The organism is Candidatus Obscuribacterales bacterium, assembly GCA_036703605.1.
GTDB lineage: Bacteria > Cyanobacteriota > Cyanobacteriia > RECH01 > RECH01 > RECH01.
Genome location: DATNRH010000035.1, coordinates 1 through 9,463 on the forward strand (window position 1 = coordinate 1; position 9,463 = coordinate 9,463).

Consider the following 9,463-nt stretch of genomic DNA (forward strand, 5'->3'; position numbering starts at 1 on the left):
TCTTAAACGCTGTATTTCCTCGCTGATAGCACTTTTGCCAACCTGCTCATCTATTAAGACCAATTCTCTATCAAGATTTTCGAGTTCAGCTAGGATTCTGACAGCATCACGCGCTAAGCTATCCATCCTGTCCAAAGCAGCTTGTCGTCGCGATTCAATTTTTACAATTTCTGCAAGCCGTGAACGTTCTTCTTCGAGAACTTGAATTTTCTCCTCCTGAGTTTTAGCTTGTTCAATTAACTTTTCTATCTCTGGAACTTTGGAAAGTCGCTGTATGATTTCGTCATCAGAGCGGCTGATTGCATAACCAAATAAAGCTAGACCAACAGGTGCAGCAGTAGCAGAGGCAATGCCAAACCAAACTACAAAACGATTGTCTTTCCCAGATTGAATTCCAAGATAAACTGTTCCAGCAACAAGACCAGTTGCAATTAACGCTGCAATAATCTTCTTTATCAAAATCACTAGATCAATTACAACAATAAGGAGGTCGAAGATCTATCTAACTATTGTATGGCTAACAGGCTAACCACTACCTAGCCTGACCAGTGGCGCTTAATTCGGCATAACGCCTCTAATCAGGATGGTTAGCCAGATTTGAAGTTGAATATCACCATCTTAGAGGGCAATTATACCAAACATTATATGCATAACTGCCTAAAAAGGAGTGTTATGCTGAATGAGATGATGATAACTGCCCTCACAGGAGTGGTTCGCCAGCTTTCGTTCTGCATCAGCAGAAGCAGCAGGGCGTTATCTAAAACGTCACAACACTGCGAATCGACTCCCCGCGATGCATGAGGTCGAAGGCTTCATTAATCTGTTCCACCGGCAACACATGGGTGATGAGGTCATCAATATTGATCTTGCCATCCATGTACCAGTCCACAATTTTGGGCACATCCGTACGCCCCCTCGCACCACCAAACGCTGTGCCTTTCCAGACCCGGCCGGTCACAAGCTGAAAGGGTCGAGTGCTAATTTCTTCCCCGGCACCCGCCACACCGATAATCACACTGACGCCCCAACCCTTATGGCAACATTCCAAGGCTTGCCGCATGACCTTGACATTGCCAATGCACTCAAAACTATAGTCTGCGCCACCGTTGGTTAACTCCACCAGATAGGATACCAGGTCACCCTCTACTTCCTTCGGATTGACAAAATGAGTCATGCCAAATTTTTCAGCTAGTTCCTTCTTGGATGAATTCAGATCCACGCCGATGATCATATTTGCGCCCACCATGCGGCAGCCTTGAATCACATTTAGGCCAATGCCGCCCAATCCAAAGATCACCACATTCGCCCCCGGTTCTACCTTAGCCGTGTTGATCACCGCGCCAATACCTGTGGTCACACCACAGCCGATGTAGCAGACTTTTTCAAACGGAGCATCTTCGCGAATTTTGGCCAGGGAAATTTCAGGCACCACCGTGTAGTTGGCAAAGGTGGACGTGCCCATGTAGTGATACAACGGCTTGCCTTGGAACGAAAAGCGACTGCTGCCATCGGGCATCACGCCGCGTCCTTGGGTGAGGCGAATCGCTTGACAGAGGTTGGTCTTATCGCTCAGACAGTAGGAACAATTGCGGCATTCTGGCACATAGAGGGGAATCACATGGTCGCCTGGCTTGAGGCTTTTCACCTCCGGCCCCACCTCAACCACCACACCTGCCCCTTCGTGGCCCAAAATGGACGGGAAAAGTCCCTCAGGGTCTTTGCCGGAGAGGGTATAGGCATCGGTATGACAAATGCCGGTGGCTTTGATTTCCACTAACACTTCTCCCGCTTTGGGGCCCTCAAGCTGCACCGTTTCGATGCTGAGGGGTTGACCTGCTTCTAGGGCGATCGCTGCTTTAACGTCCATGTACCGGCTCTCCTGTGGAACTCTCGACTATGGAATCAACCCTACCATGGGCGATCGCGTCCCATGGCTATCTGCTTATGGGATCTTCAGCGTTTTGGCCAAGGAAAGACCACGAACAAAACTTGATAAAAGTGTCAGAATAGATAGGCCGATCGACTCAAGCGATCGCCCTTTCTGGTCATCCAAAAGGGCATGGAACGCTTGAGATGTGAAAGGCGTCTGTAAACCAGCGTTTTGAATCTGTGGGTGAGAAGATAGTATGGTGGCTGGAATCATTTGTTTTTGTGGAGCCTTTGTCCTGGCCAGCTTGATTGAATATTGGATGCATCGCTTAATGCACGTCTCCCAACGGATTGGCGGACGTCACCGCGATCACCATCGCCGCAATGAAGGGCAGGGCGTTATTTGGGAATTTCGCGATTATCTCTTGGGCAGTGCGATCGCTATTCTGCCGATGTTTTTGGTGTCATGGTCTGCAGGTATCGGTTGGGCTCTGGGGGCGATCGCCTTCGCTGCCTTTTCGGCCTACGCCCATCAACTGCAGCATGAAAACCCGACCAAGTGTTTTTGGATGACCATGCCGGTTCACTATGTCCACCACAAGTACGGCATGTGGCATCACAATTTTGGCTTAGCCGTAGATTGGTGGGATCGGGTATTTGGCACCTACAAGCCCATGGAATGGCTCACGGAGGAAGAACTCAATCGTCCCCAGCGCGGATTTCTAGAGCTACGCTGGTGGTAGGCTAGTCCTATGTTCCGACCAAAATTCCTGAGATATCACCATTCTTCTTGCGTAGGGGAATGGTGATGAGTCGGAACCCCCGTGCAGTTCAACCGAAATCGGTTCATCCTTAACCATGTTGCAGATTACTAACCGCACCGCCATTCCCCTCAGCGAAATTGACCTCAGTGCGGTGCGGTCCCAAGGGGCAGGTGGGCAAAACGTCAACAAGGTTGCCACCGCTATTCACCTCCGTTTTGATATCCAGGCGTCGTCTCTATCGCCTCTGTATAAAGAACGATTGCTCAATCTAAACGACAAACGGATTACTAAAGATGGTCTAGTTATCATCAAAGCTCAGCAGCATCGTACTCAAGAGCAAAATAAGGATGATGCCCTACAGCGGCTCCAGGCGTTGATTAAAAGCGTGACGGTTACACCCAAGAAGCGCAAACCGACTAAACCGTCTCGTAATGCCAAGAAAAAGCGGCTAGACAGCAAGACAAAGCGCGGTCAGATCAAGGCACTGCGCAAGAAGGTTGACGAATAAGATAGCTTACTCAAAATAAGCTAAGTTGCTGAGCCTGCTGAACGTGATCCCAGGGTAGGGGCGGCACTGTTACGCCAGACCTTTCCAGTCCATGCTGAATAATTTTAGCAATCCGGGGCGATCGCGCCTCCATGGGGCAGTGGGCAAAGAAATAAACCTGCTGACCCGCCTGCAGCCAATGGCCGATGTGCTGTACCCATTCTGCTAGGTAGTCCTGATTGCGATCAAGGTCGGGATGGCTAATATAGCGGATGATGACGCGATCGCTGGTGACCACTGGCTGCAACGGCACCGGCGGTTTTTTCCGTTCGGAGTGAACCTGGGGATCATCGTCGCCATCATAAATTGCGCGGGTATCCAGCAGCACGCGTCCCACGTGATGCGATCGCAGCAGATCATTGAGCTGCTGAGTATGGGGGTCGCGAAACCAGTCCATATGCCGTACTTCTAGGCAAAGGGGAGCGCGATCGCGGGGCCAACCCTGGAGAAAATCGGCTAGATCGCTGAGGTACTGGGAACCGTAGCTGGGTGGTAGTTGGGCAAAGCAAGGGCCCAGGCGATCGCCGAGGAGCTGCATCCGGTCTAGGAAGGCGATCGCGGCCGGTAGCTGAGGTGCGAGCAATCCCCCATGGGTGATGGTGCGCGGCAGTTTCAGGCAAAACTGAAAGCCCGGCGGCGTTTCGTCATGCCAGCGCTGTACCGTAGCCGCATCAGGGGTGGAATAGAAGGTAGTGTTGCCTTCCACGGCCGTGAGGCGGCGACTGTAGAGCGCCAGAAAATCCTGGGTACGGCTACCCAAGGGAAACAGGTCGCCCACCCAGTCGCGATAGGCCCACACGGCACAGCCGATGTAGAAGGAACTTGCCTGATCGGTCTTGGCCTGATCGGTCACGGTACACTCCTAGGCAAAAATCTCGCCGAAGAAGGCGATCGCTTCCTTGAGTGCCGCGACAAAGGCATCAATTTCATCTCGGGTGTTGTAGAAGTACAGGCTAGCCCGTGCCGTAGACTGAGCGCCTACCAGACGATGCAGCGGCTGCGTGCAGTGATGTCCAGCGCGGATGGCAATGCCGGCCTGATCCAAAATAGTAGACAGATCGTGGGGATGGACGGCCCCGGTGGTGAAGGCGGCTAGGGCGGCTCGTCCTGCTCCATCGGCCTGGGGCTGGGGGCCATAGATGCGCACGTCGGGCAGGGTTGCTAACTGTTGGAACAGGTAAGCTGTCAGCTCTTGTTCGTAGGCATGAATGGCGTCCATGCCGATATTGGTCAGGTAGTCTACCGCGGCTCCCAGGGCGATCGCTTCGGCAATGGCCGGCGTCCCAGCTTCAAACTTATGGGGCACATCAGCATAGGTGGCATGGTCGAGGAAGACATCGGCAATCATTTCTCCGCCCCCCAGGAACGGCGGCATTTGGCGCAATAGGTCACGCTTACCGTAGAGGAAGCCAATGCCCGTAGGCGCACACATTTTATGCCCCGACGCCACCAGCCAGTCGCAGTTCATTGCCTGCACGTCAATCGCCATGTGAGGCACACTCTGACAAGCATCGATCAACACCCGCGCACCGTGCTGGTGGGCAATCTGAACAATCTCGTTGACCGGATTGATACAGCCCAGGGTATTAGACACATGCACCACCGACACCAGCTTAGTCTTATCGGAGATCAGGCTGCGGTAGTGGTCAAGGTCAAATTCCTCCGTCTCCGTCAGTTCCACAAACTTCAGCACAGCCCCCGTGCGCTGGGCCACCAGTTGCCAAGGAATTAAATTACTGTGGTGTTCCATCACCGACAAAATAATTTCGTCCCCTGTCGTCAGGGTGGTCATGCCCCAGGCATAGGCCACCAAGTTAATCGCTTCCGATGCATTGCGAGTATAGATAATTTCCTCGCGATGGGCTGCATTCACGAACGCGGCTACTTTATCGCGGGCTCCTTCATAGGCATCGGTAGCTCGCGCACTCAGGGTATGCACACCCCGATGCACATTGGAGTTATCAAACTGGTAGTAGTGCTGCAACGCGTCCAGTACGGCAATCGGCTTCTGGGAGGTTGCGGCATTATCAAGATACACCAACGGATGACCATGCACCTGCTGGTGCAGGATTGGGAAGTCAGGACGGAGCTTGGCAGCGAGGGTGCGTTCTTGGGTAAGAGTCATAGGGACATGCGGTGGAAGGACTTAACGAGCGTGGGCGGAAACGAACTGCGATAGACGCTTCTGAACCGATTCAACAGGAATTTTACCGAGAATCTCAAAGGCAAAAGCATAGATCAACAACGATTGAGCACTTTCAGCATCAATGCCTCGGCTCTGCAGGTAAAATACTTCATCTGCTTCAAGCTGGCTAACCGTGGCTCCGTGGGTGCATTTAACGTTGTCAGCCACAATCTCAAGCTGGGGTTTGGTGTCTACCCGTGCTTTGGGCGATAGCAGCAAACAGCGGTTTAGCTGAGCAGCATCGGTCAACTGTGCTGCTTGGGGTACATTCACTCTACCGTTGAAAATAGTGTGGGCTTTGTCATCCACGATGCATTTATGCAGTTGACGACTGCTACCGTAGGGCTTGGCATAGTCGATCAAACTATGGGTGTCGGCCACCTGCTTACCTTGGATCATGGTCAGCCCGTTCATGAGGGTTTCCACTTGCTCGCCGCTGTGGAATACATCCAAGTTGCGGCGCGACAGAGCTGCTCCTAGGCTAATGTCATGAACTCGATAGCGAGCGCTCCGAGCTTGGTTCACCACTGTACGGCTCAAATGAAACGCCGTCTCGCTGTCCTGCTGCAGGCGCACATGGTTCACCTCGGCATTCTCCTCCACCCAAATTTCCGTGACGGAATTACTGAGGTAGGTTCCCGCATCCAGGCAGGCAAAGGTTTCCACCAGAGTGAGCGCGCTGTTGGGCTCCGCTACCACTAAGCAGCGCGGTTGAGAAAAGCTGGGGCGATCGCCACTTGAGAGATAAAGAACATGAATCGGTTGAGCGATAGCTTGATTCTTACCTGCCCAAATAATCGCTGCATCGTTCAGTCCAGCCGTATTCAAGGTCGCGAAAACATCTTGACCCACCGTTTGCTGGGCTAGATAGGTCGGCAATCGTTCGCCTAAGCGAGGAGCCACCTCTAACAGCGACCCCACGGTCACAGCAGCGGGTAGCTCACCTAGGGTGGATAAAGTAGGTGCATAGATGCCATCGACAAACACCAGTTGAGCGATCGCTTCCGGTACGTGATACTGCGTGAGTACTTCGGGGGCAATCGCCTCTAGATTGGGCTGAGCTGCTTCAAAATCCACTGCCAACAGCGATGATAGATCGGTAAAGCGCCAATCTTCATCCCGCTGAGTGGGTAAGCTTGCCGTTTGCAGTTGGGCAACAGCTTGGTGGCGCAGTTCCTTCAGCCAAGCCACGGTTGCTCCATCCAGCCGCGTTTCATACACATCCAGCCGCTGACTTAGCAACTGCACAAGATAGGCATGGCGATCGATGCGGGGTGGCGTAAGGGTAGACGTCTGCATTATTGCACCCCCGCTGCTTCTTGTTCCACAACCCAATCGTAACCGCGCTCTTCGAGCTGAAATGCCAGAGACTTATCCCCGGTCGTGATAATGCGGCCGCCTTCCATCACGTGGACATAGTCCGGCACGATGTAGTCTAGCAGGCGCTGATAGTGGGTAATCAACACCGTGGCATTATCGGGGCTAGCTAGTTGATTGACGCCACCCGAGACAATTCTCAAGGCGTCGATGTCTAGACCAGAGTCTGTTTCGTCCAGAATGGCTAAGCGAGGTTCTAGGAGCGCCATCTGTAGGATTTCATTGCGCTTCTTTTCGCCGCCGGAAAAGCCTTCGTTGACGCTGCGGTTGAGAAATTCTGGCTTCATCTTAACGGCGTCCAGCTTCTCTTGCACCAGTTCGTCAAAGTCAAAGGCATCCAGTTCTTCTAGACCCTGATGCTTACGGCGCGAATTGCAGGCCACCCGTAGAAAGTCGATGTTGCTCACACCGGGAATTTCTAGGGGATATTGGAATGCCAGGAAAATTCCGGAGCGCGATCGCTCCTCAGCAGGCAGGTCTAACAAGTTCTGACCCTGGTAGATCACCTCACCGCCCGTCACCGTATAGTCGGGATGACCTGCGATCGCCTTAGAGAAGGTGCTTTTACCCGAACCGGTGGGGCCCATAATGGCGTGGATTTCTCCTGCCCGCACCTCTAGGTTCAGTCCGTTCAAAATTTGGATTCCGTCTACTTCAGCCGTGAGATTACGAACCGACAGAATCACCTCAGCGTTGTCCTTGATCATCGATTACTTACCTAACTTCGTCATGCTCATATGTATGGGGAGAAGGCGATCGCGTCTTCGAGGGGCGATCGCCTGCGAACTTAACCTACACTGCCTTCCAGTTTCAGACTCAAGAGGCGATCGGCCTCCACCGCAAATTCCATCGGCAGTTGGTTAAACACATCCTTACAGAAGCCGCTGATCATCATCGAAATGGCGTCTTCCATGGAAATGCCCCGCTGCAGGAAGTAAAACAGTTGGTCTTCACCAATCTTCGAGGTCGAGGCCTCGTGTTCCACCTTGCTGGTGTTGTTTTGCACCTGAATGTAGGGGAAGGTGTTGGCCTGGGCGCGATCGCCAATCAGCATCGAATCACACTGGGAATAGTTGCGGGCTCCTTCAGCCTTTGGGCCCACCTTCACCAAGCCTCGATAGCTATTCTGCGATCGCCCGGCGGAAATGCCCTTGGAGATAATCGTGCTGCGGGTATTTTTGCCCACATGCACCATCTTGGTGCCGGTATCAGCCTGCTGGCAGTTGTTGGTCAACGCTACGGAGTAAAACTCACCCACGGAGTTGTCGCCCACCAGCACACAGCTGGGATATTTCCAGGTGATCGCCGATCCAGTCTCAACTTGAGTCCAAGAGATCTTAGAATTCTTGCCCTGGCAGAGACCGCGCTTGGTGACGAAGTTGTAGATGCCGCCCTTGCCGTTTTCGTCGCCCGCAAACCAGTTTTGCACCGTGGAGTATTTGATGTCGGCGTTGTCAAGCGCCACCAGTTCAACCACCGCCGCGTGGAGCTGGTTGGTGTCAAACATGGGAGCGGTACAGCCTTCTAGGTAGCTAACCGAGCTGCCCTCTTCCGCCACGATCAAGGTGCGCTCAAACTGCCCCGAATCGCCGTTGTTAATCCGGAAGTAGGTGGACAGCTCCATGGGACAACGGGTGTTTTTGGGGATGTAGACAAACGACCCATCGGAAAAGACCGCTGAGTTGAGCGCTGCAAAGTAGTTATCCCCAGCTGGCACCACCGTACCTAGATATTTTTGGATCAAATCTGGATGGTGCTGCAGGGCTTCGGAGATCGAGCAAAAAATGACGCCCTCTTCCGCAAGCTTTTCCTTAAACGTAGTGGCCACCGACACGCTGTCGAAAATGGCATCCACCGCCACATTGGAGAGGCGCTTTTGCTCCGAAAGGGGAATTCCCAGCTTTTCAAAGGTTTCCAGCAGGGTGGGATCAACGTCGTCTAAACTCTGAAGCTTGTCTTTTTTCTTCGGGGCAGAATAGTAGACAATTTTTTGATAGTCAATGGGGGGATAGCTGACGTGGGGCCAGGTGGGTTCCGTCATCTTCAGCCAGTGGCGATAGGCTTTGAGACGAAACTCTAGCATGAACTCCGGCTCATTCTTTTTGGCAGAGATCAGCCGCACAACATCTTCGCTGAGACCCGCAGGAATCGAGTCTGCTTCGATGTCGGTGACGAAGCCATACTTGTAGGGCTGATTAACAAGGGTCTTAACGGATGCAGACATGGGCAGTGTTCTCCGGTGGTCTCCAAAACATGGGTAGAGCAGTGGGGGAGCGGGATACCACAATGGCACCCGACCCCTGCTGATGCGTCAATTAGTATTGACTGGTGGTTGTGCGAATTTCTTCGAAGGAAATATCTTGGCGATCGCCTGCGAAGTCGTTTTCAGGGGTTAGAAACAACATGCAGTGGCACTCTTTGCGCTCTCGCATGGGCACACAGGGGCAGTTCCAGTAAGCAGCAGCGGCCTCGGCCTCCTTGTCTTCGTAGTGGCGGCAGGGACAAAGGGGCGCACCAAGCTCATCTTTGTGCTTAGCCAACCCTTCAATCACCACGGCAGTCACGCCCGGATCGACACAAAAATAGGTTCCGGTACGCTGGGCATAGGTCTCGGAAAAGTGCCGCATGGCTTCGAGACTTTTATCAGTGGCTTGAGATTGAGTGGATGTAGTCATGGAATCAGCTTCTGTATCGTGATCAAAATTCAAACCGACACGACGG

The 9,463-nt window shown here is 52.9% G+C and carries 10 protein-coding genes; 2 read left to right on the forward strand and 8 right to left on the reverse strand.

The window, feature by feature from the left end:
• Window positions 1-459, reverse strand: a 459-nt coding sequence (locus V6D20_00830) for a hypothetical protein (GenBank protein HEY9814342.1), incomplete at its 3' end; no start/stop codon positions are given.
• Between the two features lie 298 nt (window positions 460-757).
• Entirely contained in the window at window positions 758-1,867 is a 1,110-nt protein-coding gene (locus V6D20_00835) for an S-(hydroxymethyl)glutathione dehydrogenase/class III alcohol dehydrogenase (GenBank protein ID HEY9814343.1), read from the reverse strand.
• Between the two features lie 259 nt (window positions 1,868-2,126).
• Between V6D20_00835 and V6D20_00840 the strand changes: the two genes are divergently transcribed.
• Together V6D20_00840 and arfB are read left to right on the forward strand one after the other, a co-directional pair.
• Complete coding sequence (locus tag V6D20_00840) at window positions 2,127-2,612, forward strand: sterol desaturase family protein (protein HEY9814344.1); 486 nt, start codon at window positions 2,127-2,129, stop codon at window positions 2,610-2,612.
• Between the two features lie 115 nt (window positions 2,613-2,727).
• On the forward strand, window positions 2,728-3,141 hold the full coding sequence (gene arfB, locus V6D20_00845; protein ID HEY9814345.1) for an alternative ribosome rescue aminoacyl-tRNA hydrolase ArfB: 414 nt from the start codon (window positions 2,728-2,730) through the stop codon (window positions 3,139-3,141).
• Between the two features lie 10 nt (window positions 3,142-3,151).
• Here arfB and V6D20_00850 read toward each other — a convergent pair whose 3' ends face one another.
• The 6 genes from V6D20_00850 to V6D20_00875 all read right to left on the reverse strand — a co-directional run.
• Entirely contained in the window at window positions 3,152-4,033 is an 882-nt protein-coding gene (locus V6D20_00850) for a DUF72 domain-containing protein (protein ID HEY9814346.1), read from the reverse strand.
• 9 nt (window positions 4,034-4,042) lie between these two features.
• Entirely contained in the window at window positions 4,043-5,305 is a 1,263-nt protein-coding gene (locus V6D20_00855; GenBank protein HEY9814347.1) for a SufS family cysteine desulfurase, read from the reverse strand.
• A gap of 21 nt (window positions 5,306-5,326) precedes the next feature.
• Window positions 5,327-6,664 carry a Fe-S cluster assembly protein SufD gene (gene sufD, locus V6D20_00860; GenBank protein HEY9814348.1) on the reverse strand — a complete coding sequence of 446 codons (1,338 nt, stop codon included), beginning with the start codon at window positions 6,662-6,664 and terminating at the stop codon, window positions 5,327-5,329.
• Window positions 6,664-7,449, reverse strand: coding sequence for a Fe-S cluster assembly ATPase SufC (gene sufC / locus V6D20_00865; GenBank protein ID HEY9814349.1), 786 nt, complete (start codon window positions 7,447-7,449; stop codon window positions 6,664-6,666). Before sufC ends, sufD begins: the two co-directional genes overlap by 1 nt.
• Before the next feature lie 80 nt (window positions 7,450-7,529).
• Window positions 7,530-8,966 (reverse strand): Fe-S cluster assembly protein SufB, encoded by a 1,437-nt coding sequence (gene sufB, locus V6D20_00870; protein HEY9814350.1) that lies wholly within the window; start codon window positions 8,964-8,966, stop codon window positions 7,530-7,532.
• 91 nt (window positions 8,967-9,057) lie between these two features.
• Window positions 9,058-9,463 (reverse strand): ferredoxin-thioredoxin reductase catalytic domain-containing protein (locus tag V6D20_00875; protein HEY9814351.1); only part of this gene is annotated, 406 nt, incomplete at its 5' end.